The 26131-nt window shown below is 64.6% G+C and carries 28 protein-coding genes; 16 read left to right on the top strand and 12 right to left on the bottom strand.

Annotated features, from left to right (window positions below; genetic code table 11):
- The first annotated feature begins 66 nt into the window (after positions 1-66).
- The 4 genes from R3D65_RS07975 (at position 67) to R3D65_RS07960 (ending at position 2227) form a co-directional block, all read left to right on the top strand.
- Positions 67-513, top strand: coding sequence for a DUF2852 domain-containing protein (locus R3D65_RS07975; RefSeq protein WP_371274684.1), 447 nt, complete (start codon positions 67-69; stop codon positions 511-513).
- Positions 514-625: 112 nt separating this feature from the next.
- Complete coding sequence (locus R3D65_RS07970) at positions 626-1393, top strand: M48 family metallopeptidase (RefSeq protein WP_371274683.1); 768 nt, start codon at positions 626-628, stop codon at positions 1391-1393.
- A complete protein-coding gene (locus tag R3D65_RS07965) occupies positions 1393-1560 on the top strand; it encodes a hypothetical protein (RefSeq protein ID WP_371274682.1) in 168 nt (55 codons plus the stop codon). The genes R3D65_RS07970 and R3D65_RS07965 overlap by 1 nt, the downstream gene beginning before the upstream one ends.
- A 16-nt stretch (positions 1561-1576) precedes the next feature.
- Positions 1577-2227, top strand: coding sequence for a phosphoribosylanthranilate isomerase (locus R3D65_RS07960; protein WP_371274681.1), 651 nt, complete (start codon positions 1577-1579; stop codon positions 2225-2227).
- 3 nt (positions 2228-2230) lie between these two features.
- Here R3D65_RS07960 and R3D65_RS07955 read toward each other — a convergent pair whose 3' ends face one another.
- The 6 genes from R3D65_RS07955 to R3D65_RS07930 form a co-directional block, all read right to left on the bottom strand.
- Positions 2231-2740, bottom strand: coding sequence for a GrpB family protein (locus tag R3D65_RS07955; protein WP_371274680.1), 510 nt, complete (start codon positions 2738-2740; stop codon positions 2231-2233).
- 5 nt (positions 2741-2745) lie between these two features.
- Positions 2746-4089 (bottom strand): folylpolyglutamate synthase/dihydrofolate synthase family protein, encoded by a 1344-nt coding sequence (locus R3D65_RS07950; RefSeq protein WP_371274679.1) that lies wholly within the window; start codon positions 4087-4089, stop codon positions 2746-2748.
- A 67-nt stretch (positions 4090-4156) separates the two neighbouring features.
- Positions 4157-5092 carry an acetyl-CoA carboxylase, carboxyltransferase subunit beta gene (accD, locus tag R3D65_RS07945; protein WP_371274678.1) on the bottom strand — a complete coding sequence of 312 codons (936 nt, stop codon included), beginning with the start codon at positions 5090-5092 and terminating at the stop codon, positions 4157-4159.
- Positions 5093-5153: 61 nt separating this feature from the next.
- Positions 5154-5993 (bottom strand): tryptophan synthase subunit alpha, encoded by an 840-nt coding sequence (gene trpA / locus R3D65_RS07940; protein WP_371274677.1) that lies wholly within the window; start codon positions 5991-5993, stop codon positions 5154-5156.
- 1 nt (position 5994) lies between these two features.
- On the bottom strand, positions 5995-7215 hold the full coding sequence (gene trpB, locus R3D65_RS07935) for a tryptophan synthase subunit beta (protein ID WP_371274676.1): 1221 nt from the start codon (positions 7213-7215) through the stop codon (positions 5995-5997).
- Positions 7216-7357: 142 nt separating this feature from the next.
- Complete coding sequence (locus tag R3D65_RS07930) at positions 7358-8062, bottom strand: glutathione S-transferase N-terminal domain-containing protein (protein ID WP_371274675.1); 705 nt, start codon at positions 8060-8062, stop codon at positions 7358-7360.
- Positions 8063-8267: 205 nt separating this feature from the next.
- Here R3D65_RS07930 and R3D65_RS07925 point away from each other — a divergent pair, with 205 nt between their 5' ends.
- The 3 genes from R3D65_RS07925 to R3D65_RS07915 all read left to right on the top strand — a co-directional run bounded on the left by R3D65_RS07925 (position 8268) and on the right by R3D65_RS07915 (position 10184).
- Positions 8268-9077, top strand: coding sequence for a cyclase family protein (locus R3D65_RS07925; RefSeq protein WP_371274674.1), 810 nt, complete (start codon positions 8268-8270; stop codon positions 9075-9077).
- Between the two features lie 25 nt (positions 9078-9102).
- The gene (locus tag R3D65_RS07920) at positions 9103-9510 is read left to right on the top strand and encodes a carboxymuconolactone decarboxylase family protein (protein WP_371274673.1); all 408 of its coding nucleotides are present in this window, start codon (positions 9103-9105) and stop codon (positions 9508-9510) included.
- Between the two features lie 74 nt (positions 9511-9584).
- Complete coding sequence (locus R3D65_RS07915) at positions 9585-10184, top strand: glutathione S-transferase family protein (RefSeq protein ID WP_371274672.1); 600 nt, start codon at positions 9585-9587, stop codon at positions 10182-10184.
- A gap of 91 nt (positions 10185-10275) precedes the next feature.
- On the opposite strand, the gene R3D65_RS07910 is transcribed toward R3D65_RS07915, so the two are convergent.
- On the bottom strand, positions 10276-11304 hold the full coding sequence (locus R3D65_RS07910; RefSeq protein ID WP_371274671.1) for a TRAP transporter substrate-binding protein: 1029 nt from the start codon (positions 11302-11304) through the stop codon (positions 10276-10278).
- A gap of 224 nt (positions 11305-11528) precedes the next feature.
- On the opposite strand from R3D65_RS07910, the gene R3D65_RS07905 reads away from it, so the two are divergent.
- From R3D65_RS07905 to R3D65_RS07875, 7 genes are all read left to right on the top strand, one after another.
- The gene (locus tag R3D65_RS07905; RefSeq protein WP_371274670.1) at positions 11529-13355 is read left to right on the top strand and encodes an acyl-CoA dehydrogenase; all 1827 of its coding nucleotides are present in this window, start codon (positions 11529-11531) and stop codon (positions 13353-13355) included.
- A gap of 225 nt (positions 13356-13580) precedes the next feature.
- On the top strand, positions 13581-15494 hold the full coding sequence (gene dnaK / locus R3D65_RS07900; RefSeq protein ID WP_371274669.1) for a molecular chaperone DnaK: 1914 nt from the start codon (positions 13581-13583) through the stop codon (positions 15492-15494).
- 154 nt (positions 15495-15648) lie between these two features.
- Complete coding sequence (gene dnaJ / locus R3D65_RS07895) at positions 15649-16782, top strand: molecular chaperone DnaJ (protein WP_371274668.1); 1134 nt, start codon at positions 15649-15651, stop codon at positions 16780-16782.
- Positions 16783-16897: 115 nt separating this feature from the next.
- Positions 16898-17497, top strand: a complete 600-nt coding sequence (gene pmtA / locus R3D65_RS07890; protein ID WP_371274667.1) for a phospholipid N-methyltransferase PmtA — start codon at positions 16898-16900, stop codon at positions 17495-17497.
- 80 nt (positions 17498-17577) lie between these two features.
- Complete coding sequence (locus R3D65_RS07885) at positions 17578-18159, top strand: NADPH-dependent FMN reductase (RefSeq protein WP_371274666.1); 582 nt, start codon at positions 17578-17580, stop codon at positions 18157-18159.
- Positions 18160-18231: 72 nt separating this feature from the next.
- Positions 18232-18933, top strand: a complete 702-nt coding sequence (pyrF, locus tag R3D65_RS07880) for an orotidine-5'-phosphate decarboxylase (RefSeq protein WP_371274665.1) — start codon at positions 18232-18234, stop codon at positions 18931-18933.
- 24 nt (positions 18934-18957) lie between these two features.
- Entirely contained in the window at positions 18958-19251 is a 294-nt protein-coding gene (locus tag R3D65_RS07875) for a DUF1330 domain-containing protein (protein WP_371274664.1), read from the top strand.
- 42 nt (positions 19252-19293) lie between these two features.
- On the opposite strand, the gene R3D65_RS07870 is transcribed toward R3D65_RS07875, so the two are convergent.
- Positions 19294-20352 carry a zinc metalloprotease HtpX gene (locus R3D65_RS07870; RefSeq protein ID WP_371274663.1) on the bottom strand — a complete coding sequence of 353 codons (1059 nt, stop codon included), beginning with the start codon at positions 20350-20352 and terminating at the stop codon, positions 19294-19296.
- Between the two features lie 91 nt (positions 20353-20443).
- On the opposite strand from R3D65_RS07870, the gene R3D65_RS07865 reads away from it, so the two are divergent.
- Positions 20444-22828, top strand: coding sequence for a putative bifunctional diguanylate cyclase/phosphodiesterase (locus R3D65_RS07865; RefSeq protein ID WP_371274662.1), 2385 nt, complete (start codon positions 20444-20446; stop codon positions 22826-22828).
- Between the two features lie 251 nt (positions 22829-23079).
- Here the strand turns inward: R3D65_RS07865 and R3D65_RS07860 are convergent, their stop codons facing one another.
- Positions 23080-23703: an alpha-ketoglutarate-dependent dioxygenase AlkB gene (locus tag R3D65_RS07860; RefSeq protein WP_371274661.1), complete on the bottom strand. Its 624-nt coding sequence runs from the start codon at positions 23701-23703 to the stop codon at positions 23080-23082.
- Between R3D65_RS07860 and R3D65_RS07855 the strand changes: the two genes are divergently transcribed.
- Positions 23702-24262, top strand: coding sequence for a hypothetical protein (locus R3D65_RS07855; protein WP_371274660.1), 561 nt, complete (start codon positions 23702-23704; stop codon positions 24260-24262). The two genes, R3D65_RS07860 and R3D65_RS07855, sit on opposite strands and share 2 nt — an antisense overlap.
- 72 nt (positions 24263-24334) lie before the next feature.
- Here the strand turns inward: R3D65_RS07855 and lysM are convergent, their stop codons facing one another.
- From lysM to R3D65_RS07840, 3 genes are all read right to left on the bottom strand, one after another.
- Positions 24335-24853 (bottom strand): peptidoglycan-binding protein LysM, encoded by a 519-nt coding sequence (lysM, locus tag R3D65_RS07850; RefSeq protein ID WP_371274659.1) that lies wholly within the window; start codon positions 24851-24853, stop codon positions 24335-24337.
- A gap of 139 nt (positions 24854-24992) precedes the next feature.
- Entirely contained in the window at positions 24993-25421 is a 429-nt protein-coding gene (gene arfB, locus R3D65_RS07845; protein WP_371274658.1) for an alternative ribosome rescue aminoacyl-tRNA hydrolase ArfB, read from the bottom strand.
- Positions 25418-26089 carry a nitroreductase family protein gene (locus tag R3D65_RS07840; RefSeq protein WP_371274657.1) on the bottom strand — a complete coding sequence of 224 codons (672 nt, stop codon included), beginning with the start codon at positions 26087-26089 and terminating at the stop codon, positions 25418-25420. Before R3D65_RS07840 ends, arfB begins: the two co-directional genes overlap by 4 nt.
- Positions 26090-26131 lie beyond the last annotated feature (42 nt).

The following is a 26131-nucleotide window of genomic DNA, read 5'->3' as shown; positions in this document are numbered from 1 at the left end:
TTCTCTTCCCATCTCGATTCCAGGCGGTCGCTGTTGGCCGCTTTCGACCGAGAGGAATGGCTGACCATGACCCAAACTGCATTGATCAGACCTGCCTGGACCCCGGCCACGATCGGCCTGATGGTCCTCGGCTTCGTCGTCTTCTGGCCTCTTGGCCTCGCCATGCTCGCCTACATCATCTGGGGCGACCGGCTGGACGGCTTCAAGCGCGACGTGAACCGCGCAACCGACGACATGGCGCGCCAGTTTCGTGGCTGCGGCCGCCATCGCGGCCATGCCCGTACCGGCAATGTCGCCTTCGACGACTGGCGGGAAGCAGAAATCGAGCGGCTGGCCGAGGAGCGCCGCAAGCTCGACGCCATGCGCGAGGAGTTCGAGATGTACATGCGCGAACTGCGCCGCGCCAAGGACAAGGAAGAATTCGACCGCTTCATGCGTGATCGCGAGGCTTCCAAGGCCTCCGAAGCGAAGCGCTCCGGTAGCGTTCCGGACTTCCCCGCGTCCGACGCGTAACGCATCTCCCTGCCCCTGATGCCAGTGGCCGGACCCGTTTCACCGGGCCCGGCCTTTTTCTTGCGCGAAAAGCGGATTCACCGAGGCCGGGAATCAGATAGGGTTCACGGCCATGCTGCCGGATTTCCTGACCCGAAAGACCCGACCGAAACCACCCGCCGCGTCCACCCGCGAGCGCATGCATTGCGTGGCGGGGCGTGAATTGCCGTTGCGGATCGTGGAAAGCGCGCGGGCCAAGCGGCTGACGCTGCGGATCGGCGCGGGCGGGCAAAGCCTGCGTGTCACCGTGCCGCCGGGTCACCCGCAGCGCGACATCGACCGTTTCCTGGACCGGCATCGCGGATGGCTGGAATCGCGGCTGGCGGCGCTGCCCGACCGGCCGGATCTCAGGCCCGGCGTCAAGCTGCCGGTGCTTGGCGTGCCACATCGCATCATCCACGAACCGGGCAAGCGCGGGACGGTGCGGCAGACCGTGCTCGATGGGGAACCGGTGCTGATCGTGCATGGAGACAGGGCGCATCTGAAGCGCCGGCTGGCCGATTTCATGAAGAAGCTGGCGCGCGCCGAAATCGAACCCCTGGTCGCCAGACACGCAGCCGCAGCGGGCGGGCGCAGCGTCACCGCCGTGCGCTACAAGGACACGGTGAGCCGCTGGGGCTCGTGTTCCTCCACGGGCGGACTGTCCTTCTCCTGGCGAATCGCCATGGCACCGCGCCCGGTGATCGACTACCTCGTGGCGCATGAATGCGCGCATCTGAAGCACATGGACCACAGCGCGCGCTTCTGGAAACTGTGCGGGGCATTGTGCCCGCGCATGGACGAATCCAAGGCCTGGCTGAAGCGCAACGGGCAGGCCCTGCAAGCCATCGGGTTCAAGTGATGCGTTCTTTCCCGCCCCTTCTCCCGGCGCTCCTGCCGGCACTTGCGCTGTGCCTCGGCCTGCTCGCAGCCTGCCAGACGCTCGCGCCGCCGCCCGAAGCGCCCGTGCCGGCTGAAGACGGCTATCTGCCGGGCGAAGCACCGATCCGCCCGCTTGCAGCCGATTGAGCGACGCGGTAAGCGAGTGCGCATGGACATCAAGATCTGCGGTCTGAAGACGGAAGAGGCGGTACGCGCGGCGATTGCCGGCGGGGCCAGCCATGCCGGCTTCATCTTCTTCGAAAAAAGTCCCCGCCATACGGACCCGGAAACCGCGGGCAAACTCGCCGCGCTGGCAGGGGCTGCGGGCCTCCGTTCCGTCGCCGTCACGGTCGATGCCGACGATGCCACGCTGGACAGGATCGTCTCCGTGATGAAGCCGGACATGCTGCAATTGCACGGCAAGGAAAGCCCGGAGCGGGTGACAGCGGTCAAGGCCCGTTTCGGCCTGCCCGTGATGAAGGCGCTGGCCATTTCCGAGGCCGCCGATTTCGAAAAGATCGGACCCTACAAGGGCGTGGCAGACCGTTTCCTGTTCGACGCCAAGCCGCCCAGGGGTTCGCAATTGCCTGGCGGCAATGCGGTTTCGTTCGACTGGTCGCTGCTCAACGGTCTCGACCCGGACATCGATTACCTGCTGGCCGGCGGCATCCATGCGGGCAATGTGGCCGACGCCATCGCAATCGCCCATCCGCCGGGACTCGACATCTCGTCGGGTGTGGAAAGCGCGCCGGGCATCAAGGATACGGCGCTCATCGCCAATTTCCTGCAAGCGGCGGGTAACGCCGGGGCCTGAGGGTCAGAGGGGAATCTCGCCGCGTGCTATGCCATCCAGGACTGCATTGATGAACAACGCCTTGGCGGCGCGATAATCGGCCATGGCCTGACCATCGAACAGGCGCTTGATCTCGTTGAAACCGTCGACCAGCGCCGGATGTGCCGAAAGCGCGGCGGCAAACAGGTGGAAATGGTCGAACGCGCCGCCCGTGGCTGCCAACTGGATGCCCACGGGCATGGATGTTCCGGTCATTTCGAAGGCGGCGAAATCGCCGGTGCGGATCGAGCCCGTGTTGCGCGCGAAGGCGCCCGCCAGTGCGGCTTCCGCCTCGGGGAAGCGATCCGGCGGGACACGCACCAGAATATCCAGATCGCCTCTGGTTTCCAGTCCGGGACAGGCCGTGGAGCCGACATGGGTGATTTCCGCCGATCGCGGAAGCATGGCGGCGAGACCTGGCATGACGGACCGGAAGAGCGCGGTGGCCAGGGCGCGCGCGGCCTCGGGGTCGGCGTGAAGGTGAAACCGTTCCATTGCCGTCAGGTGGGCGGTGTGCCGTTCTCGGCGAGAACGGAGCCGGCCAGATAGAGCGACCCGCAGACCAGGATGCGCGGCGGACGCTCGTCCTCGCTCCAGGTTTCGCGCATGAGGTTGATCGCATTGGCAACGGAGCTGACCGGCTCGGCTGAGAGTCCGGCCTCGCGGGCGCGTGCGGCCAGCACTTCCGGGCTTTCGCCATCATCGCTTCCGGGCACCGGCACACAGTAACAATGGCGCGCCAGCCCCTGAAAGGCGCGGAAGAAACCGGCATGGTTCTTGGTCTTCAGCATGCCGGCGATCAGAAAGAGCGGGCGGTCGTCGCGCTCGCCGCGCCCGGCCAGTTCTTCCGCGACAACCAGCGCACCGGCGGGATTGTGCCCGCCATCGAGCCACACTTCCGAACCTTCGGGCGCTTGCTCCACCAGGTCGCCGGACATGAGCCGGTGCAGGCGGGCCGGCCATTCGGCCGCCTCCATCGCCGTGTCCGCGGCACGGTGGCCGATATCGAAACCGGCCATGCGCACGGCGGCGATGGCCGTGGCCGCGTTGGCCAATTGGAAACGGCCCGGCATGGCGGGCAGCGTGAGATCGAACAGGACGTCATTGTCCTGGTAGACCAGGCGTCCGTTTTCCTCATAGGCCCAGAAATCCTGGCCGTAGGCGATATAGTCGCATTCGAGACGCAGTGCTGTTTCCTCCAGCACGGCGCGCGCCATGTCGTTTTCCTGAAAGCCGATCACGACCGGACATTCGGGCTTGATGATGCCCGCCTTTTCGGCTGCGATCAGTTCCACCTTGTCACCAAGCCAGGCCTCGTGATCGAGCGAGATGGGCGTGATGACGGATACGGCGGGTTCGCGAATGACATTGGTGGCGTCGAACCGGCCGCCCATGCCGACTTCGAGAATGCAGACATCGGCGGGATGCTCGGAAAACAGCAGGAAGGCGGCGGCCGTCGTCAGTTCGAAAACGGTGGCCGGCTCGTCGCCATTGGCATCGCCGACCCGCCTCAGGGCGTCGGCCAGAACCGCGTCTTCCACCAGTTCGCCGCCGCCGGGCTTGCCGAGGCGAAAGCGCTCGTGCCAGCGCACAAGATGCGGCGATGTATGGACATGGACGGACGCGCCGGCGGCTTCCAGCATGGCGCGGGCGAAGGCTATCACCGATCCCTTGCCGTTCGTGCCGGCGACATGGATGACCGGCGGCAGGCGGTCCTGCGGGTTGCCGAGCTTTTCCAGCAGCACGCGCACGCGCTCCAGTGACAGGTTGTATCCCTGCGGGTGAAGTGCGGACAGCCGCTCGATCTCGACTTGCGCAAGGCTTTCGGCGGGACGGATCGTCATCGGGTTTCCACATGCAGGGGGCGGCGCCTGCCGGCCGCCCGTTCGGTGATCGCATGGCTGCGGACGATCAGGCGTCCGCCTTTTCCTCTTCGGCCGGTGTTTCAGGCTCGGAGTCCTGCACGTCCGGCGGCGGGGCGGCCTCATCGACCAGCGCCGGCTGCCCGGTCAGCATGCGCAGCACCCTGGCGATGGTGCCTTTCAGTTCCTGGCGCGGCACGACCATGTCGACCATGCCATGGTCACGCAGGTATTCCGCCGTCTGGAAGCCCTCGGGCAGCTTCTCGCGAATGGTCTGCTCGATGACACGCTTGCCGGCAAAGCCGATGACCGCGCCCGGCTCGGCAATGTGGATGTCGCCGAGCATGGCATAGGACGCGGATACGCCGCCCGTCGTCGGATTGGTCAGCACGACGATATAGGGAAGGCCCGCCTCTTTCAGCATCTCCACCGCAACGGTCGTGCGGGGCAATTGCATGAGGGAAAGGATGCCCTCCTGCATGCGCGCGCCGCCGGAAGCGGCAAACAGCACCAGCGGGCGGTTCAGCTCGATCGCCTTGAGGAAGCCGTCGATGATGGCCTCGCCGGCCGCCATGCCCAGCGAGCCGCCCATGAAGGAGAAGTCATGCGCCGTGACGACGACGGGCAGCCCGTCGATCTCGCCGGTGGCGTTGACGATGGAATCGTCGAGCCCGGTCTTCGAGCGGCTTTCCTTCAGACGGTCCGTGTACCGCTTCACATCGCGGAATTTGAGCGGATCCTGCGGCACCTTCGGCGCAGGCAGAAGCTCATACTTGCCCTCGTCGAAGAAGCGCTTCAGCCGCTCCCTGACGGGCATCTTCATGTGATAGCCGGACGTGGGGATGACCCAGAGGTTTTCCTCCAGTTCCTTGTGGAAGATCATCTCGCCGGTCTCGGGACACTTGATCCAGAGATTTTCCGGCATGTCGCGCCGGCCCAGCATGGAGTTGATCTTGGGGCGGACGTAGTTGGTGATCCAGTTCATCTGTTCTCAAGGCCGCGTCTGGCGCACGGCCTTCCCTGTGATGGATTCCAATGTGGGCGCTTCAGCCAGCCTGTGCAAGCCGCGCCTCTGCGATGCCGTCGGCAAGGCCGCGCACCAGCGTGGCCACGGCCTCGGCCGGGTCGGCGACCGCGTTGCCGTCCGCATCGAGCACGTTGGCGATGGCATTGACCACGGCCGTGCCCACGACGACACCGTCGGCGGAGGCGCCGATCGCCTTGGCCTGGCTGGAGGTCTTCACACCGAAGCCGACGCAGACCGGCAGGTCCGTATGGCCCTTGATGCGGCGCACCGCATCGGCAACCTTGCTCGTGTCGGGCAGGGCGGAGCCGGTGATGCCGGTCATGGAAACGTAGTAGACGAAGCCGGACGTGTTGGCGAGGACAACCGGCAGGCGCTTGTCATCGGTGGTCGGCGTGGCAAGGCGGATGAAATTGATCCCGGCCTTCAGTGCCGGCACGCAAAGTTCGTCATCCATTTCCGGCGGCAGGTCGACCACGATCAGACCGTCGATGCCGGCTTCCTTCGCGTCGGCCAGAAAACGGTCGACGCCGTAGATGTAGATCGGGTTGTAGTAGCCCATCATGACGATCGGCGTGTCGTCATCCTCCTGCCGGAACTCGCGCGCCATCTGCAGGGTCCTGACGAGCGTCTGGCCATTGTCCAGCGCGCGGCGGCCGGCCATCTGGATCGCCGGGCCGTCGGCCATCGGATCGGAAAAGGGCATGCCCAGCTCGATGACGTCGGCGCCGGCCTTGGGCAAGGCCTTCATCACGCGCAGCGAACTGTCGTAATCCGGATCGCCGCCCATGAAATAGGTGACCAGGGCGGGGCGGTTGATCTGCTTGAGGGCAGCGAACTTGCGGTCGATACGGGTGGTCATGTCAGAGATCGTGTCCCAGCATTTTGCCGACGGTGAAGACGTCCTTGTCGCCACGGCCGCAGAGATTCATGACGATGATCTGGTCCTTGCCCATGGCGGGCGCGCGCTTGATCACCTCGGCCAGCGCATGGGACGGCTCCAGCGCAGGGATGATGCCCTCCAGCCGGGTGAGAAGCTGGAAGGCTTCCAGTGCTTCCGCGTCCATGACGGGCACATATTGGACGCGGCCGGAATCCTTAAGCCAGGAGTGCTCCGGGCCGATGCCCGGATAGTCCAGCCCGGCGGAAATGGAATGGCCTTCCTTGATCTGGCCGTCGCCATCCTGCAGCAGGTAGGTGCGGTTGCCGTGCAGGACGCCGGGCGATCCGGCAGTCAGCGAGGCGCAATGTTCCTCGCCCTGAAGACCCTTGCCGCCGGCTTCCACGCCGACGATCTGCACGCTCTCGTCATCAAGGAAGGGATGGAACAGGCCGATGGCGTTGGACCCGCCACCCACGGCAGCGACCAGCATGTCCGGCAGGCGGCCCTCGACGGCCAGCATCTGCTCGCGCGTTTCCTTGCCGATGACCGACTGGAACTCGCGCACCAGTTCCGGATAGGGGTGCGGCCCGGCGGCCGTGCCGATCAGGTAATAGGTGTCCTCGACATTGGTGACCCAGTCGCGCAGCGCCTCGTTCATGGCGTCCTTGAGCGTGCCATGGCCCGCGGTGACGGGATGAACCTTCGCGCCAAGCAGCTTCATGCGGAAGACGTTGGGCGCCTGGCGCTCCACGTCGGTCGCGCCCATGTAGACCTCGCAGGGGAAACCGAAGCGCGCCGCGACGGTGGCCGAGGCCACGCCATGCTGGCCGGCGCCCGTCTCGGCGATGATGCGGGTCTTGCCCATGCGCTTGGCCAGCAGGATCTGGCCAAGGCAATTGTTGATCTTGTGGGAACCGGTATGGTTCAGCTCGTCGCGCTTGAAGTAGATCTTCGCGCCGCCCAGATGTTCCGTCAGCCGCTCGGCGAAGTAGAGCGGCGAGGGACGCCCGGTATAATGCGTGTTGAGATGTTCCAGCTCTGCCCTGAATTCCGGGTCGTTCTTGGCCTTGTCCCACTCCTCTTCGAGGTGAAGGATCAACGGCATCAGCGTCTCGGCGACGAAACGCCCCCCGAAAATGCCGAACATGCCCTGTTCGTCGGGTCCGGTGCGGAAGGAATTGGGTTTGGCTGACTGGTTCAAGGCATACTCCCAGACTTGGATCGGCCCTCCCATAAACCATGCGGCATTGCGGGGCAATGCAGGCAGGCGACGCCCGGGGTCGCAAAAAGGCGCGGAAGCGCCCTCCCCGCCCCGGTTGCCATTCCGGCCCGCAAGCCGCGCCTCATTCGCGCGGCGGAATGTTGAGCGCGGCCTGGCTGGCCGGGCGGGCAAGGCAGCGGTCGAGCCATGCCAGCACGTTGCGGCATTCCGGCAGCTTCACCAGGTCGCCGGCCTCGTAGAAATCGCGGACGGTGCGCACCCAGGGCCAGGTGGCGATGTCGGCAATCGTATAATCCCGGCCCATGATGTAATCACGGCCGCCCAGGCGCTGGTCCAGCACCTTGAGCAGGCGTTCGGTCTCGCCGGCATAGCGCTCCAGCGGACGCTTGTCGGCGACATCCTTGCCGGCGAACTTGCAGAAGTAGCCGAGCTGGCCGAACATCGGGCCGATACCGCCCATCTGGAACATGAGCCACTGCATCGTCCGGTAGCGCGCCGCCGGATCGGCGGACATGAATTTCCCCGACTTTTCCGCCAGGTAAATCAGGATGGCGCCGGATTCGAACAGCGGCAGCGGCGCGCCGCCCGGACCGTCCGGATCGATGATGGCGGGGATCTTGTTGTTCGGGTTGAGCGACAGGAATTCCGGGGTCGTCTGGTCGTTGCGCCCGAAGGAAACCGTGTGCGCCTCATAGGGAAGGCCCGTTTCCTCCAGCATGGCCGAGGCCTTGATGCCGTTGGGCGTGGGGAAGGAATAGAGCTGGATGCGGTCCGGATGGGCTGCGGGCCAGCGGCGCGTGATCTCGAAGCCGGACAAATCGGTCATGGGAAGACGTCCTCTCGCATTGTTGCCTGCCACAGAGGTAACCCGCCCGCGCCAAACCACAAGGGCAAAACAGCCAGGCCCGTGTGCAACGGTATGTCACCGCGGGGAAACACGCGCCTTGCAAGCCGTGGGCGCAGGTGTATCGTCATCTGGCCGCGGGAAAACAGAAGAAGAGACCCGGCGGACCAACAGAGGGAGAGACGACATGTGCCATGCCTGTGTGATGGAAACCGTGAAGAGCCGGATGCTGAACCGGCGCGACTTCTTCAAGGCGGCAAGCCTGCCGGCCGCGGCCACGGGGTTTGCGCCGCCCGCCCTGGCGCAGGGCGCGACGAAGGTGGCCGACATGACCCACACGATGGGAGAGGACTTCCCCACCTTCTTCGGCGAGCAGCAGCTCTTCGTCGAGCAGAAATTCAACTATGCCGAACACAAGTTCAACCTGAAGGAATTGCGCGTCAACGAGCATACCGGCACGCATATGGATGCGCCGCTCCACTTCTCGGAAAACGGCATGTCGGTGGACGAGATCCCGGTCGAGAGCCTGGTCGTGCCGCTTGTCGTCATCGACATCAAGGCCAAGGCCGCCGAGAACGCGGATGCGCAGGTGACGCCAGACGACATCAAGGCCTGGATCAGCGCCCATGGCGACCTGCCGGCCAAATGCTGCGTGGCGATGAATTCCGGTTGGGGGGCGCATGTCGCGGGTGAAAAGTTCCGCAATGTCGGCGATGACGGCAAGACCATGCATTTCCCCGGCTTCCATGTCGAGGCAGCGAAGATGCTGGCAGAAGAGGCCGACGTGGCCGGCATCGCCGTGGACACGCTGTCGCTTGACCATGGCCCGTCGCCCGATTTCGCGGTTCACTACGCATGGCTGCCGACCGGGCGCTGGGGCATCGAATGCCTGGCCAACCTTGACGCGGTTCCGGCCAGTGGCGCCACGCTCGTGGTCGGTGCGCCCAAGCACAAGGGCGGCACGGGCGGGCCGGCGCGTATCTTCACGCTGATGTAATCGAACAGGAAAGGGAAACGGCGGCATGTCGACAGTCAGGCTTGTGAGCTATGAGGAAGCCGATGCAGCGGTGCGCGTGGTCTATGACGACATAAGGGCCACGCGCGGCTCCGACTTCATCAACAATTTCTGGCTGGCGCTTGCCGCCGATCCGGCGCTGCTGAAAAGCACCTGGGAAGAAGTGAAGGCGGTCATGACCGCGCCCGGACCGCTGGATCCGCTGACCCGCGAGATGATCTACATTGCCGTGTCGGCGGCGAACGGCTGTACCTATTGCGCCCATTCGCACACGGCTTCGGCCAAGGCAAAGGGCATGACGGACGCGCAATATGGCGACCTGCTGAAGGTGATCGCTCTGGCCGGAAAGACCAATCACCTGGCCAATGCGCTCCAGGTGCCGGTGGACGCGGCCTTCGAAAAATCGGGCGCCTGACCCGGAAACCAGCTTGGCAAGCGGGGCAGGCAATGCAAGCCTGCGCCGCCATCACATAATCCTGGAGGAACTTGATGTATACGGTGATCGGGTCGCCCGGCTCGCGCATGACGCGGGTTGTCTGGATGCTTGAGGAACTGGGCGAGGCCTACGCGATCGAGACCGCCAAGCCGCAATCGGAGACGGCGCGGGTCCACAATCCCTCCGGCCGCATTCCCGCCCTCATCGACGGGGAGATGCGGCTGACGGATTCGGCTGCGATCTGCGTCTATCTGGGCGAGAAACATGGCGACAAGGGCTTCGGCTCCCGCTCGCTGGCGGAACGGGCGCAGATCGACAGCTGGGTGCATTTCGCTCAGTCGGAGCTGGAGGCGCCACTGTGGAACAAGCTGAAGCACCGCATGCTGATCCCTGAACACCTGCGGGTGGATGTGGGGCCGTGGTGCGCGTGGGAATTCAGCCGCGACACGAAGGCGCTGGCGCGAAGGCTCGGTGACAATGAATTCGCGCTGGGCGACCGCTTTTCCGCCGTCGATGTCATCCTCGGTCATATCGGCACCTGGGCGCGCGGCGCCAGGTTCGAGATCGCGTCCGACTCCGTCAATGCCTATCTCGACCGGGTTCTGGCCCGCCCGGCGCTGGCCAGGGCAAGGGAGCGTGAAGCGGCAGCGTGATCCGCCTTGCCCGCATCAACACAGGGATGAACACGAAGAAGCCCGGGTACGCTGCACCCGGGCTTCCTGTTGTTACACATGTCTGCGCCGGTTATTCAGCGGCGTACTTGTCCAGCAGGGCGCGGGCGTCGTTGATCATTTCCGTGCCCGGACGGCCACCGGCATTCATCTCCTCGGCCCAGGCATCGACCAGCGGCGTGGCGATATCCTTCCAGCGCTGCGTCTCGGCCTCGTCCAGGGTGATGATGCGGGCGCCCGACTTTTCGGCAACCTCGCGGCCGCGCACGTCGCCGGCGTCCATGGCAGCACCGAACATGCCAGCCGTCTCGACGCCGGAATTGTCGTCGATGACCTTCTTCAGGTCGTCCGGCAGCCTGTCATAGGCATCCTTGTTCATGGCAAAGACGAAGGTGGCCGTGTAGAGGCCGTTCTTGCCGGCAAAGCCCGTGACGTTGGACACGATCTCGTCAACCTTGAAGGCGGGCGCCACCTCGAAGGGAATGGTCGTTCCGTTGATGACGCCCTTGGACAGCGCCTCGGCAACGGCGGTGACCGGCATGCCGACCGGGACGGCGCCGAGCTTTTCCAGCATCTGGTTGACCACGCGCGTGCCGCCGCGCAGCTTCATGCCGTTCATGTCCTCGACGCTCTCGACCGGCTCCTTGGAATGGATCAGGCCGGGGCCGTGCGTGTGCCAGGCGATGACGTGATAGTCCTTGAAGTCGTCCATGCAGTATTTTTCGCAATACTCATGGAAGGCCTTGGAGGTCTGCTCGCCATTCGTCATCATGAACGGCAGTTCGAAGGCCTCGGTCGAGGGAAAGCGGCCGGGCGTGTAGCCGATGACGGTCCAGGTCAGGTCGATGACGCCGTCACGGAGCTGGTCGACCAGTTCCGGCGGCTTGCCGCCGAGCTGCATGGCGGGGAAGAGGTTGATCTGGATGCGGCCGTCGGATTCCTTCATCACCTTCTCGGCCCAGGGCGCCAGCGCCTTGGCCGGAATGGTGGCCTGGGCAGGCAGCATCTGGTGCAGCTTGAGCGTGACATCCTGCGCATGGGCGGCAGCCGATGCGACGAGTCCGGCGGCAGCGGCCGCCAGCAGCGTGGTCCATTTCTTCATGCCGGGTTCCTCCCTTGGCGTGTGCCGGGCAAGGGTTCCTGCCCGGGAATGGGGACCATAGAAAGTTATATACCATATCAATGTCAAGCATGCTTACGTCGCATGATTGCCAGAACGGACATACTACCCGGTATGTTGCTGTTGACAGGCAGGCCGCACGCTCCCTACCATCCGCCGTCAGGGCCGGCCTTTCATCCGGCCGTTCTTTCCCCGGAGGAACCCGCATGCCGGCATTCGATCGCAGGACAATCGACTTCCTTGTCCACGACTGGCTCGATGCAGAAAGCCTGACAGCGCATGCGCGCCATGGCGACCATTCACGCGAAACCTTCGACGCGCTGCTCGACCTGGCGGAACGGATCGCGGAAAACGAGTTCCTGCCATCCTTCAAGCCCGGAGACCGTGACGAACCGGAGCTGAAGCAGGACGGCACGGTGACGGTGAACCCGCTGATCAAGCGCGCGGTGCAAGCCTATCTCGACGCCGGCTTCCAGCTTGCCAGCTTTCCCGCAGAACATGGCGGCATGCAGATGCCGCATCTCGTGGCGAGTGCGGCCAAGGTCTTCTTCCAGGCCGCGAACGTGGCCGCGGGCGCCTATCCCATGCTCTCTACCGGCAATACGCGTGTGTTGCTGACACGGGGATCGCAGCCGCTGATCGACCATTTCGCGATGCCGCAACTGGAAGGCCGGGCGCTGGGCACGATGTGCCTTTCGGAGCCGCAGGCCGGTTCCTCCCTGGGCGACATCACCACGCGCGCCGAGTTCGAATGCGAAGACGGGCTCGGAAAACGCTACCGGCTGACGGGGCGCAAGATGTGGATTTCGGGCGGCGATCACGACATTACCGATAATATCTGCCACCTCGTGCTGGCCAAGATTCCGGGTCCCGACGGCAAACTGCCGGCAGGCACGAAAGGCATCTCCATTTTCGCGGTGCCAAAGCGCATTCCGGCGGCGGTGGCCGGCGAGATCACGCGCAATGACGTCGTGGTGGCCGGGCTCAATCACAAGATGGGCTATCGCGGCACCACCAATTGCCTGCTCAACTTCGGCGAAGGCGCACAGTACAGGCCGATGGGGCGGGCCGGCGCCGCCGGATGGCTGATCGGCGAGGCCGGCGAAGGGCTGGCCATCATGTTCCTGATGATGAACGAGGCGCGCATCGGCGTGGGGCTTGGCGCGGCGGCGCAGGCCTGGCGCGGCTACCTGCTGTCGGCCCGATATGCCCGCGAGCGCCGGCAGGGCCGCCTGATGGAAGATCGGAACGCCGCAGAGCAGGTGCCGCTCATCGCCCATGCCGACATCCGCCGCATGCTGCTGGCACAGAAGGCCTATGCCGAGGGCGCGCTGGCGTTGTGCCTCTTTTCGGCACGGCTGGTGGACGAGATCCATTGCAACGAAGACCCGTCAGCGCGGGCGCAAGCAGAGAGCCTTCTGGCGCTGCTGACACCCGTGAACAAGACCTTCCCTTCCGAGTTCGGGCCGGTCGCCAATTCGCTGGCGATCCAATGTCATGGCGGCTACGGCTATACGCGCGATTTCGACGTGGAGCAGCTTTACCGCGACAACCGGCTGAACCCGATTCACGAGGGAACAACAGGCATCCAGGCGATGGACCTGCTCGGCCGCAAGATCATGGCCGACAAGGGCGAAGGGCTGAAGCTGCTGGCCGCGCGCATGGCTGAGACGATGGACGCGGCAGGCAAGGAAGGCGGACTGGACAGCCAGGCAAAGGCGCTTGGCGAGGCCATGGCCGCCGTGTCAAACGCCATCGGCGCGCAGGCGACGAGCCCCGAAACGGCCTTCGCCAATGCCACGCCGCTGCTGTTCGCCTTCGGCCATACGGTGATTGCATGGCTTTGGCTGGACCAGGCGGTGGCCGCAAGGCGGGCGCTTGGCGCGGGCACCGCCGACGAAGCCTTCGTGCGCGGCAAGCTGGCGGCGATGAATTACTTCATCGACTTCGAACTGCCGCAGGTGGGTGCCTGGCTGGCGCCCTTCACACGCGGAAGCCGCGCCGCGCTGGATGCGGGCGAAGACATCTTCTGATCCCGAACGGGCGGAGATTGCAGGACGAAGCGCCTGAAGATGCATTTGTAAAGGGAAACAGCCGCCAAGCAGCCTTGCGCGGCAAAATCGCCCTTCTTATATACGCCGCAACACCGGCCCCGGCGGAAGAATCATCTGTTCGCCGGAACCGGCGCACTTCAACGGGGGCCGCCACCGGAACGCCTGATGAATGGGTCCCGGCGGCCTGCTAAACGGAGAGAAGACATGGCTAAAGTTATTGGTATCGACCTGGGCACGACAAACTCCTGCGTCGCCGTCATGGACGGCAAGGACGCCAAGGTCATCGAGAATTCCGAGGGCGCGCGCACCACGCCTTCCATCGTCGCCTTTTCGGGCGAAGGCGAGCGCCTCGTCGGCCAGCCGGCCAAGCGCCAGGCGGTCACCAACCCGGAAGGCACGGTCTTTGCCGTCAAGCGCCTGATCGGCCGGCGCTATTCCGACCCGACGGTGGAGAAGGACAAGAAGCTCGTTCCCTACAAGATCGTCGAAGGCAGCAATGGCGACGCCTGGGTGGAAGTCTCCGGCGAGAAGTATTCGCCGTCGCAGATCTCCGCCATGACCCTCCAGAAGATGAAGGAAACGGCGGAGTCCTATCTCGGCGAAAAGGTCGAGCAGGCCGTCATCACCGTTCCGGCCTATTTCAATGACGCCCAGCGCCAGGCGACCAAGGATGCCGGCAAGATCGCCGGCCTGGAAGTGCTGCGCATCATCAACGAGCCGACGGCGGCCGCGCTGGCCTACGGCCTCGACAAGCGCGACGGCAAGACCATCGCCGTCTATGACCTTGGCGGCGGCACGTTCGACATTTCCATCCTGGAGATCGGCGACGGCGTGTTCGAGGTGAAGTCGACCAATGGCGACACGTTCCTGGGCGGCGAGGACTTCGACATGCGGCTGGTGGAATACCTGGCCGAGGAGTTCAGGAAGGACCAGGGCATCGACCTGAAGAACGACAAGCTGGCCCTGCAGCGCCTCAAGGAGGCCGCCGAGAAAGCCAAGATCGAGCTGTCGTCTTCGTCACAGACCGAAATCAACCTGCCCTACATCACCGCCGACGCCTCCGGGCCGAAGCATCTGGCCATCAAGCTGACGCGCGCCAAGTTCGAAAGCCTGGTCGATGACTTCGTGCAGCGCACCATCGCGCCGTGCAAGGCGGCACTCAAGGATGCCGGCATGTCGGCCGCCGAGATCGATGAAGTGGTTCTGGTCGGCGGCATGACGCGCATGCCGAAAATCCAGGAGGTGGTGAAGCAGTTCTTCGGCAAGGAGCCGCACAAGGGCGTGAACCCGGATGAGGTGGTTGCCATGGGCGCGGCCATCCAGGGCGGCGTGCTGCAGGGCGACGTGAAGGACGTGCTGCTGCTCGACGTGACCCCACTGTCGCTGGGCATCGAAACGCTGGGCGGCGTGTTCACCCGCCTCATCGAGCGCAACACCACGATCCCGACCAAGAAGGGCCAGACCTTCTCCACGGCCGAGGACAACCAGAATGCCGTGACGATCCGGGTCTTCCAGGGCGAGCGCGAAATGGCGGCCGACAACAAGCTGCTCGGCCAGTTCGACCTGGTCGGCATTCCGCCCGCACCGCGCGGCGTGCCGCAGATCGAGGTCACCTTCGACATCGACGCCAACGGCATCGTCAACGTCTCGGCCAAGGACAAGGGCACCGGCAAGGAGCACCAGATCCGCATCCAGGCATCGGGCGGCCTGTCCGACGACGACATCGAGAAGATGGTCAAGGATGCCGAAGCCAATGCCGAGGCCGACAAGAAGCGCCGCGAGAACGTGGAAGCAAAGAACCAGGGCGAAGCGCTGGTCCATTCCGCCGAGAAGTCGCTCAAGGATTATGGCGACAAGGTTTCCGAGGAGGACCGCAAGGCCATCGAGGACGCCATTGCCGACCTGAAGACCGCGCTTGAAGGCGATGATGGCGAGGCCATCAAGGCCAAGAGCCAGGCGCTGGCGGAAGCCTCCATGAAACTTGGTCAGGCCATGTACGAGGCCCAGCAGGCCGAAAGCGCCGAAGCGGACGCCAAGGCCGACGCTGCCAAGGACGAGGACGTTGTCGACGCCGATTTCGAGGAAATCGAAGAGGACAACAACAAGAAGTCCGCCTGAGGCGGCTGCAAGACACAAGGGCCGGCGGACACACCGCCGGCCTCTTGCTTCATGGCAGGACACCACCCGAGCGAACCGGGCACGCAACCGCAGGCCGGCATGGAACAGGTGGAGCCTGCATGTGACGGACCTTACCAACGGGAACGCCTGACGCATGGCCAAGGCTGATTTCTACGAAACACTGGGCGTGGCGCGCGGCGCCGACGAGAAGGAGCTGAAAAGCGCCTTCCGCAAGCTCGCCATGAAATACCATCCGGACCGCAATCCGGGCGACGCCGAGGCGGAGAAGAAGTTCAAGGAAGTCGGCGAGGCCTACGAGGTTCTCAAGGACCCGCAGAAACGCGCCGCCTATGACCGCTTCGGCCATTCGGCCTTCGAGAACGGCATGGGCGGCGGCGGTGCCGGCGGCTTCGGCGGCGGCGGGGGCGGTTTTGCCGACATCTTCGAGGACATCTTCGGCGAGATGATGGGCGGTGGACGCCGCCGCTCGGGCGGGCGCGAACGCGGCGCCGATCTTCGCTACAACATGGAAATCACGCTGGAGGAAGCCTACGAGGGCAAGACGGCGCAGATTCGCGTGCCGACCTCCATCTCCTGCGACGAGTGCTCGGGTTCCGGCGCCAAGCCCGGCACCCAGCCCGAAACCTGCGCGACCTGCGGCGGCGCGGGCCGTGTGCGCGCCAGCCAGGGCTTCTTCTCCATCGAACGCACCTGCCCGACCTGCCAGGGACGCGGCCAGACCATCAAGGAGCCTTGCCCGAAATGTTCAGGCGCGGGTCGTGTCACCGAAGACCGTTCGCTGTCGGTCAACATCCCGGCCGGCATCGAGGATGGCACGCGCATACGCCTTGCCGGCGAAGGCGAGGCGGGCATGCGTGGCGGACCGGCGGGCGACCTCTACATCTTCCTCTCCGTCAAGCCGCATGAATTCTTCCAGCGCGACGGCGCGGACCTGTTCTGCTCGGTGCCGATTTCCATGACGACGGCGGCGCTCGGCGGCCAGTTCGACGTCAACACGCTCGACGGCAGCCAGGCCCGGGTGAAAGTGACCGAGGGCACCCAGAACGGCAAGCGCTTCCGCCTGAAGGGCAAGGGCATGCCGGTGCTGCGCCAGCCGTCCCTGGGCGACCTGTATATCCAGGTGGTCGTGGAAACGCCCCAGAACCTGTCGAAACGGCAGCGCGAACTTCTTGAGGAATTCGAGAAGATTTCCTCCAAGGACAACAGCCCGCAGTCGAGCGGGTTCTTCACGCGGATGAAGGACTTCTTCGATTCGCTGGGCGATTGAACGTGTAGCGGGAACAGGCCGCACGCGGCCTGCCCCTTGGATTTCCGGCCGCACGGCGCCATAGTGCGCACAGAACAAGCAAGGGCGGAGGCGCCCGCAACCAGAGGGAAGACGGATGACGTTTCTGCCGGGATTCCGCAGGTTCCTCAGCCAGTTCGATGAAGACTTCAGGTTTTTCAGGGGCTGGATGGACAATGCGAAAGCAGTTGGCTCCGTCACGCCGACAAGCCGGTTCTGCGCCCGGTCCATGGCCTCGGTCATCAACCCGCAAAGCGGCTTGCCGGTGCTGGAACTGGGACCGGGTACGGGACCGATCACGCGCGCCATCCTGGAACGCGGAATCGCGCCCGGAAACCTTTACTCCGTCGAATATTCGGAAGATTTCTACGAGCATCTGAAAGCCGAGATTCCCGGCGTGAATTTCATCCATGGCGATGCCTTCGATCTCGACAAGACGCTGGGAGAGAACCGTTCGCTTGTCTTCGACAGTGTCGTTTCCGCCGTACCCATGCTGAATTTCGCGATGGCCACGCGCGTGGCGCTGGTGGAGGATCTGCTCAACCGCATTCCCGCCGGACGCCCGGTGGTACAGATCACCTATGGCCCGAAATCCCCGGTGCCGCCGGGCAGGGGCAATTTCTCGGTGCGCCATCACGATTTCGTGCTGCGCAACGTGCCGCCCGCCAATCTCTGGGTCTATCGCCGCGGCGACTGACCGCGGCCTTGCAGCGGGGGCGGCCCGCCCCATATTGCCGGTGCAACGACACTGACTTTCAACCTGCAGACAGGCTACCCATGATCCCGAAAATTCTCGTTTTCGCCGGCTCGATCCGTACGGGATCGTTCAACGGGCAACTGGCCGACGCAGCCATGAAGACATTTGCGGAAATGGGCGCGGAAGTGACGCGCATTTCGCTGGCCGACTATCCGCTGCCGATCATGGACGAGGACCTGGAGAAGGAGGGCGGCATCCCGGCCAATGCCATGAAACTTGGCCGCCTGATCGCCGCCCATGACGGCGTGTTCATCGCCTGTCCCGAATACAATGCCTCGATCCCGCCGCTGCTGAAAAACACGATCGACTGGGTGAGCCGCATTTCCAAGGATGGCGAGCGGGCCTTGAAGCCGTGGAAGGGCAAGCCGGTGGCGCTGGGCGCGGCATCGAACGGCATGCTTGGCGGCATAAGAGGCCTTTATCATGTGCGCGCCGTGCTGATGAATTGCGGCTGCCATATCCTGACCGAGCAGACCGCGGTGCGCCAGGCCTCGAAGGCTTTCGATGAAATGGGCATGCTGAAGGACGACATGGGCCGGCCCCTGCTTGATGCAGGCTGCAAGGCGCTCATGGAATATTGCAGCGCTTTTTCGCAACGGTGACGCAACGGCTTGCCTCGGGGCGCCGGCAATGACAAAAGGCGCCAGCGCGCAGCCAGCCGGAGCCACTATCCCATGCACTTGAGCGATACCATGCAAGACCGCCTGATCGTGGCGCTCGATGTCGCCTCGACGGATGAAGCCGAAACCATTGTCGCGGATGTCGCGGGCGTCGCAGGCGTTTTCAAGATCGGCTATCAGCTCGCCTTTGCCGGCGGGCTGGAACTGGCCCGCGACCTGTCAGACGACGGGCACAAGGTCTTTCTGGACATGAAACTGCTCGACATCGACAACACGGTGGCCAAGGGCGTGGAGAACGTGGCGCGGATGGGCGTTCACATGCTCACCCTTCACGCCTACCCGAAAGCCATGCGCGCCGCGGTGGCCGCGGCGGCCGGTTCGCCGCTCTGCCTGCTTGGCGTCACGGTGCTGACCTCGATGGACGATGGCGACCTGGCCGAGGCCGGCTTTGCGGACGGCGCGCGTTCGCTGGTGGAAAGACGCGCACGCCAGGCAGCGGACGCAGGCATGGGCGGCATCGTCTGTTCGGCACAGGAAGCGGCACTGGTGCGCCCGCTGCTTGGCGACAGCATGGCCGTGGTCACGCCCGGCATCCGGCCTTCAGGCGCCGCGCATGGCGACCAGAAGCGCGTCGTCACGCCAGCCGACGCGATCCGCGCGGGGGCGAGTCATCTGGTCGTGGGCAGGCCGATCACCGGCGCGGTTGACAGAAAGGCCGCCGCCGAGGCTATCCTTGCGGAAATGATAAACGCATAACGTTGAAAAAGGGGGAACACTCTCATGCCAAAGGGCTACTGGATCGCACGCGTCACGGTTCGTGAACCGGAGCGTTATCAGGACTATGTCGCCACCGCCCGCCCTGCTTTCGAGCAGTATGGCGCGCGCTTCCTGGCACGCGGCGGCACCTATGAGACGCTGGAGGGCGGCGAACGCCCGCGCAACGTGATCATCGAGTTTCCGAGCCTGTCGGCGGCGCGGGAGTGCTACTATTCCGAACAGTACCAGAAGGCCAAGGCCATCCGGCAGACCGTCGCGGATGCCGACATGGTGATCGTCGAGGGTTTCGAACCCTGATGACGCAGAGGGCACGGGCGCCTTTCACCTCGTGCCCGTTCATCACCACCAGACGCCACCGCGCCGGATGCGAATGCGCGGCGGATGCCCGCATTCCGGCGATTCCAGCCTTGCCGCGTCGTCGTTCCACGGCCCCGGTTCGGCCCTGTGCAGCCGGTAGCGGCCACTGTCGGCGGGAATGCTGGGAACCATCGGCCCCTTGCGCTGGCGCATGGGGGGCACCGGGATGGCAAGGCCCTCCGGCGTCTTGAGCGCGGAGAGGCGGGCGACGCGCTCTTCCGTCTTCGGGTGACTGCGCAGGATGGAGGGGGCCGGCATGCGCCCGCCGGGCAGCATCATGCCTTCCCATTGCCTGATCTGGTACCGCTCCAGCTTCCAGAGAGCCGAGGACAGGCCGTCGGGATCGCCCGTCAGCATGGCCGCGCCGAGATCGGCGTCGAACTCGCGGGTCCTGGACAGCGCAAGCTGGAGCAGCGAACCGATCGTGGGCGCGCCCAGAAGCAGAAGGATGGCGAGCCAAGGCAGGCTGCCGCCGAAAAGATTGAAGAAAAGCAGGAAGAAACCCGCGGTGGACATGGCCGACGTATAGCGCGTGACGATGTCGGCGAGGGCCATGACCTTGAGATCCTCATGGGCGATATGGCTGACCTCGTGGGCCAGCACCCCGGCCAGTTCCCGCTCGGTCAGCGCCCGTGCAAGTCCGTCGGTGATGGCCACGGCGCTGTCTTCCGGCCGACCGACGGCGAAGGCGTTCATGGTGCGCGACGGCACGACATAGAGCCTGGGCACAGCGGGCAGGCCGGCGCGGCGGGCCAGTTCCGCCATGATCCTGTTGCCGGCGGGAAACAGGCCCGGACCGGCAGGTTGCGCCTTGTACATGGTCAGGACCAGCTTCGGGCTGACCCCTTGCATGGCGGAAAGCGCCACCGCGCCGAAGACCGTTGCCATGACGACGCCGGTGACGCCGGCAAAGATCCATGCCGTGAGCCCCAGCAGGCCGAGCGAGCCGGCGACCAGCAGCCAGGTATGGAAGCGGTTGAGCGAACGGTGCCGCTCCTGTTCGAGAAGATCGAGGCGAGGTTGTGCGTTCATCATCCGCATATGGGTGCTTCTCCGGCATTTAGCGAGAAGTGCTAACTCAAGCGTAAGGAAAATATGTCAGGGTCAAGGCTGATCGGGGGACTGAACCGCCTTGTTTTTCAAGAACAGCCGACAACGCTGGATCGCGTGGTGCTCACGCCTGCCCGCGCCAGAGCCGGAAACGGCCGATATCGCCGCGCGTGCCCGCGCCGCGCAACTTGGCACGATCCTGCAATTGTCGCCCCACATGATGTCGGTCAACATCATCAATGCGTCCATGGCGGTCGTCTTTCTCTATCCGCATGTGCATCCGGTGCCCCTGCTCGGCTGGTTTGCGCTCGTCTGCGCAATGGGTGTTTTCGGCCTCTTGGAATGGTGGCGGCGGCGCAATGCCGCGCCGCGCCTGCGGGCTTCACGCAAGAGCCTGACCGTGCTGACGCGCAATGCCGGCCTTCTCGGGCTTCTGTGGGGATGCCTCGGGCTGATCGGCTGGGCCGACGCTCCCAGTGAGACGCGGATCATCATCGTCGCACTGATGGCGGGGATGGCGGGCGGCGGCTGCCTGACGCTCTACGTGACGCCATCAGCCATGACCCTGTGGGTGGGGGGCATCACGGCCGGTTCGCTTGCGGCACTCGCACTGGAAGGCAAAGCGAATGACTGGGCCCTGGCCACCCTGCTGTTCATCTACAGCCTGGCGCTGCTCAAGGCCGGGAGAACGGCCTCGGTTTCCTTCGTCGGCAAGCATATCGCTTCGGAAAAGATCCGCGAGCAATCCGAAACCATCGCCATGCTGCTGAGCGATTTTTCCGAGGGCGCCCGCGACTGGCTGTGGGAAACCGACAGGACCGGCACGCTCATTCGTGGCGGGAAACCGCTTCTCCACCATATCGGATTGACCCCTGTTACCGCGGACGGACCGGTTCCGCCACAGGCGCTCCGGGCAAGTCCGCGCGCCCTTGCCCGGCTGCGATGGCTGTTTCGCAGGCGCAAGCCCTTCCGCAACCTGATCACCAGCTTCGGGGGACCGGACGGACCGGTCTGGATCAGCATTTCAGGAAAGCCGATCCATGACGAGGAAGGCGTCTTCAAGGGCTATCGCGGTGTGGCGTCGGATGTCACCAATATCCAGAAGGCAGAGGAGCAAATCGCCTATCTGGCCTGGCACGATCCGCTGACCGGCCTTGGCAACCGGGCCAGCTTCTCGCGGCATCTGGAAGCCAGTCTGGCGGAGCGGCAGAATGCCAGCCTCTTCTATCTCGACCTCGACGGATTCAAGGCCGTCAACGACCAGTTCGGCCACGGGATGGGCGACCGCCTGCTTGCCGAGGTGGCTACGCGGCTGCGCAAATCGGTCGGCCGGGCCGATGTGGTCGCGCGGCTTGGCGGCGACGAGTTCTCAATCCTCTCGTCGGGCATGCGCACGCGGCAGCAGGCGGCACGTCTGGCGCAACGGCTGGTGGAGCGCATCAGCAAGCCCTATGCGATCGACGGTGCCGTGCTGCGCATCTCGGTTTCCATTGGCATCGCGTTCGGCGACGCCGGCAACCGCGATACCGCCGAATGGCTCAATCGGGCCGATCTCGCTCTTTACCGGGCAAAGCACGAAGGCAAGGCCGGGTTCCGCTTCTACGAGGCGGCCATGGACGAATTGCTGCGCCGGCGCCGTTTCATCGAACGGGAATTGCGCCATGCGGTGGCGCGAAACGAGATCTCCGTCGCGTTCCAGCCCTACCGGAACGCCCGGACCGGCCGGATCAGCGGTTTCGAGGCGCTGGCACGCTGGGCGCATCCGGACCTTGGCGAAATCCCGCCGGCGGAATTCATCCCCGTGGCGGAACGGATCGGCATGATCGGGCAGATCGGCAACACCGTGCTACGCCAGGCCTGCGCCTTTGCCGTCAACTGGCCGTCCGACATACAGCTTGCCGCCAACCTGTCGCCGCAGCAATTGCAGGCCGGCACGCTCGCCGGCTTCGTGTCGGACGCGCTGCGCGAGACCGGGCTTTGCGCGCAGCGGCTGGAACTGGAGATCACCGAAAGCACGTTCATCAACAATACGGCGCCTGTGCTCTCGCAACTTGGCGACCTGAAGGCGCTCGGCGTCTCCATCGCGCTGGACGATTTCGGCACCGGCTATTCCGCCCTTTCCTATCTGCTGCAATTCCCGTTCGACAAGCTGAAGATCGACCAGTCGCTGGTTGCCCCGGCGGCGACGGATCCGGCCGCGCGGGACATGCTGGACACCGTTCTCAAGCTGGCGCGCGTGCTGGGACTGAGCACGACGGCCGAGGGCGTGGAAACCGAGAAGCAGGCGCAAATCCTGATCGAGCTCGGCTGCGACTTCCTGCAGGGGTACGGCATCTCGCGCCCGCTGACCGCTGGCAAGCTGCCGCTTTTCCTGATGGAAAACGCGGGCGAGAACGGCAAGGACGACGCAGCTAGAGCATTTCCGGCGAATATTGAATCGTTTGAGCGCCGGGAGCTTGTGCGCTGACGAGACGCGTACGGCGACGCGGTGCAAGCACCGCCAGCCCGTGCGCAACGCTGTCAGCGTGCAAGAAACCAAGCTCAGATGATTGCAGTTTCTGATTTGATTTCATTTGCTTACCTCTTCGGCTTGGGAGTCTTTTCCGCTCTGGCTGCGTCGAAATCCTCGCCCGATGCTCGGCATCGTGCTGCGGTGTTCTCCTTGCCAGTTCGAAAAATCCATCCCATCAAACTGCTCCAATATCCGCCGGAAATGCTCTAGCGCCCGGCGGGCCGGGTGACCCTTCGAAGGGTCAGATTGATCCGGCCGCCATTGGCAAGCAGCGCCGAGGTATCCGGGTAGATGCGGTCGACACCGTGGAAACAGAGCCGGCCCTCGCCGCCCAGCACCACGACATCTCCGGTTTCGAGCCGGAAGGACACGGTGCGATCACCGCGCCGCGTTCCGCCAACGCGAAAAAGGCAGGCATCGCCCAGCGAAAGCGACACGACTGGGGCAGTCAGGTCCTGCTCGTCCCGGTCCTGGTGCAGGCCCATCTTCGCCTCAGGACCGTAGAAATTGACGAGGCAGGCCTGCGGCGGAAACTCGCAACCGGAAACCGCCTGCCATAGCGACAGCAGCCGTTCGGGCATGGGCGGCCAGGGCCTTCCCGTGACCGGATGCACGGCCTGGTAGCGATAGCCGCCCTCCCGGTCGGTCACCCAGCCCAATTCGCCGCAATTTGTCATGCGCACACTCATCGGCCGCCCCGAGCGGGGCATGACCGGGACGAAGAGCGGTGCGGCGCGGACGACATCGCGGACCTCCTCCAGCAGGGCACGCTGGCCCTCGCCATCAAGGTATCCGGGGATGTGGCGCACGCCTTTCGGCAAGACCAGCATGACGACATTCCTTGCGCCGGTTCGCTTCCATGACATTATGGAGCGGGGCCATGAGCAGGCAATGGAGGACATCATGCGTTTTTTCCGACCGGACATGATGCCGGCCGCCGTTCTGGCGCTGGCAACCATTTCAAGCGGGCAGGCGACGGCCCAGGTATCGGTGGCCAGCGCCCTTGCGGGCAGCGCCGATCCTGAAATCTGTGCCTTCGCGACATCGCTGGGCAAGGGTACTGACGGCGTGATCGAGCAGTTGGGCGTCATGGCGGCGCCATGGAGCGAATCGGACCGGGCCAAGCTCGGCCCGATCATGCGGCCCGAACTGGAAAAGTTCGACATGGAAGCCGGCGTTGTCTACCGCATCGCCGATCTGGCGCCCTTCGCGCAGGAATTCATGGTGGTGACGGCGGATCGCAAGGACGGCCAGACGATCTATTTCCGCATCATCTACGAGACCGGACCGGACGGCTATTACTTCAAGAACGTGAACTTCAACTCGGATTTCTACGACATTCTTCGCGACCGGGTGCTGCAGAAGCCCGAACGCGTGGCTTGTCCGTAGCGATCCGGACGCTTTGCGGATGGCGGTCCTCAGACGCGCCGCCATCCGCTTGTTGCGTTCCCTTGAGCGGCTTCAGGCCGATTGAAGTTCGGGAATGCGCAGCACCTGGCCGGGATAGATCTTGTCCGGGTCGGACAGCATGGGCTTGTTGGCCTCGAAAATGACCGTGTATTTCGCGCCCTTGCCCTTGCCATAATGCGCCTCGGCGATCTTCCAGAGGTTCTCGCCCTTCTTCACCTCATGGAAGACCGGCTGGCTGGCCGGGATGGAGGCCTTGACCAGTTCGGTCATGTCCACGTGCGGATTGAGCTTGAGGCCGGAGTCGGGTGCGACGACCTTGAGTTCGGAGGCCTCCACCTTCGAAATGCCGAGCGTATTGCCGACCGCGACGATTGCCTTCTCGAAGATCGACTGGTCCTGCACCGCACCCTTGAGAATGACCTTGTCGCCCTCGACCTCCACATCCACCTTCTCGGTGCCGAGGCCGTAGGAATCCAGTTCCTTCTTCACAGCTTCGGCCTCCGGCGCCTCTTCATCGTCGCCGATGCCCAGTTTCTTTCCCACGTTCTTGACGAAATCGAAAATACCCATGCCGCACGCTCTCCCTGACAAGGTTGATGACCGGAGAAGACCTTTGCATTCCGGCGTCACAATTGGAAGACAGCAGCGAATATTTCCGGGTCAGCAGGATTGCATGCCATCAATACTGGCGCGGCATGCCGCGGGCGCCTCAGTCGGTGCCCGGCTTTCCGCGCATCTTCTTGATGCCCGCGCGGCCGGCCTTGGCCTTCAGCCGCCGCTCGACAGCGCCCCTGGAGGGCTTGGTCTTCTTGCGCGGCGGCGGCGGCGGTTCGGCGGCCTTCGCCAGCAATGCGGCAAGACGTTCGCGCGCATCGGCCCGGTTGCGCTCCTGGGTGCGATGGCGGTTCGCCTCGATGACAATGACGCCATCCTTCGTCGCGCGGCTGCCGGCGAAGCGGATCATCCGGTCGCGTACGCGCTCCTCCAGCGCGGAGCCCCGCGCATCGAAGCGCAATTGCACGGCCGTGGACACCTTGTTGACGTTCTGCCCGCCCGGCCCCGCCGCACGGATGAAGCTTTCCTGCAGGTCATCCTCGCGAATGACATGACGCCCGCTGCGGATATCGCCGTCGCTCACGGCTCCATCCAGACGATGACCTCGTCCGGCTCCTTCTTGCCGATGTCCGGAACGGTCGCGCCGGCAGCCGGATGGCCGGCGACCAGAAGGATGACCGGCTTCTCGTTTTCCGGACGCCCGCATATCTGCGACAGGAAGCCCATCGGCGACGGCGTGTGGGTGAGTGTGGCCAGACCCGCATCGTGCAGAGCTGCAACAAGGAATCCGGTGGCAATGCCGACCGATTCCGGCACGTAATAATGCTTGATGCGCTCGCCTTGCGGCCCGATGCCGTGGCGCTGGGCAAAGATGACGATCAGCCAGGGCGCGGTCTCCAGGAACGGCTTGTCGGCATCGGTGCCGAGCGGGGCCAGCGCATCCAGCCATTCCTCCGGGGCGCGGCCATTGTAGAAGGCGCGCTCCTCCTCTTCCGCAGCCGCGCGGATGGCAGCCTTGGTGGCGGGATCGGATATGCAGACAAAGGTCCAGGGCTGCTGGTTGGCGCCCGATGGCGCGCTGGCCGCGGCCATGACGCAATCCTCGATGACCGCCCTCGGCACGGGTGTCGCGGCAAAATCGCGCACGGTGCGGCGCCTGGCGATGGCCTTGCGAAAGGCGGCGGCGGCGCGGGCCATCTCATCGGCGCTGCGGCCGGCGAATTCGAACGGGATGTGCTTTCCGGACTTCATGGCGCGACATGACCATGACCGGGGCAAAAAGAAAAGCCCGGC

Source organism: Zhengella sp., from assembly GCF_041397485.1.
Lineage (GTDB): Bacteria > Pseudomonadota > Alphaproteobacteria > Rhizobiales > Rhizobiaceae > Zhengella.
The sequence above is the reverse complement of the archived record's forward strand: the minus strand, read 5'-3'. Positions and strand labels throughout refer to the sequence as shown.